The sequence below is a fragment of the Streptomyces sp. NPDC001002 genome, assembly GCF_053599215.1.
In genome coordinates this window covers 1-1195 of record NZ_JBSFLV010000319.1, presented here as the reverse complement: position 1 = coordinate 1195, position 1195 = coordinate 1, and the positions used below count along the sequence as shown (strand labels likewise).

Here is a 1195-nt window from a genome sequence, read left to right as displayed (position 1 = left end):
CTTCGGCGTCAAGCCGCACCTCGTCATCAAGGGCGGCCAGATCGCCTACGCGCAGATGGGCGACGCGAACGCCTCCATCCCGACGCCTCAACCGATCCTGCCGCGGCCGATGTTCGGGGCGATCGGACGGGCGCCGGCCGCGAACTCGTTCAACTTCGTCGCGCCGCTCGCCATTGAGGACGGCTTGCCCGAGCGGCTCGACCTCGGCAAGCGTTTCGTGGCGATCGAGTCGACGCGCGGTGTCACCAAGGCCGACATGCGCGAGAACGACGCCCGGCCGCAGGTGCGGGTCGACCCCGACAGCTTCGCCGTGCACATCGACGGGGAGCTCGTCGAGGCGACGCCCGCCGCCGAACTGCCCATGGCCCAGCGGTACTTCCTCTTCTGATGCGGGGGTCGCGATGAGCAGGGCAGCTCTTCTGGTCCTGGCCGACGGCCGCTTTCCCGCCGGGGGGCACGCGCACTCCGGCGGGGCCGAGGCGGCGGTGAAGGCCGGGCGGATCACGGAGGCGGGGAGTCTGGGGGACTTCTGCCGGGGGCGGTTGCACACGGCGGGGCTGGTGGCCGGTGCGGTGGCCGCCGCCGCGGTACTCGGCGTCGCTGCCGGGGAGTTGGACGCGGCCGTCGACGCTCGTACGCCGTCGCCGGCTCTGAGGGGTGCCTCGCGGCGGCTGGGGCGGCAGTTGATGCGGGCCGGCCGGGCGACCTGGCCTTCGGTCGAACTCGACGCACTGGCGCGGGAGTTCCCCAAGGGGGCGCATCAGCCGGTGGTGTTGGGGCTGGTGGCTCGGGCCGCCGGGCTCGGGCCCGAGGACGCGGCGTACTGCGCGGCTTACGAGAGTGTGAGCGGGGCGGCGAGTGCGACGGTGCGGTTGCTGAGTCTTGATCCCTTTGACGCGACGGGGGTGTTGGCTCGGCTGGCGCCGGAACTTGACCGTGTCGCCGATCGGGCGGTGGAAGCGGCTCGGCGGGTGGTCGGCGAGGGCGTCGACGCGTTGCCTGCGGCGTCGGCGCCGTTGTTGGAGGTCGGGGCGGAGGCGCATGCCGCTTGGGCTGTGCGGTTGTTCGCCTCGTAGGGGGTTTCGCCCCCGCCGCCCCTACCCGTCCCGTCCCCAGGGGCGCTGCCCCTTCGACCCCGCTGGGGGCTGCGCCCCCAGACCCCGCTTCGGCCTGGACGGCCTCGTCCTCAAACGCC

The 1195-nt window shown here is 73.4% G+C and carries 1 protein-coding gene and 1 pseudogene; both read left to right on the top strand.

Annotation, left to right across the window (positions count from 1 at the left end; translation table 11 throughout):
* Window positions 1-388, top strand: a pseudogene (ureC, locus tag ACWDR3_RS47815) (urease subunit alpha); the annotation flags it as partial.
* A 13-nt stretch (window positions 389-401) separates the two neighbouring features.
* Window positions 402-1076: an urease accessory protein UreF gene (locus ACWDR3_RS47810; protein ID WP_450358952.1), complete on the top strand. Its 675-nt coding sequence runs from the start codon at window positions 402-404 to the stop codon at window positions 1074-1076.
* Window positions 1077-1195: the final 119 nt, after the last annotated feature.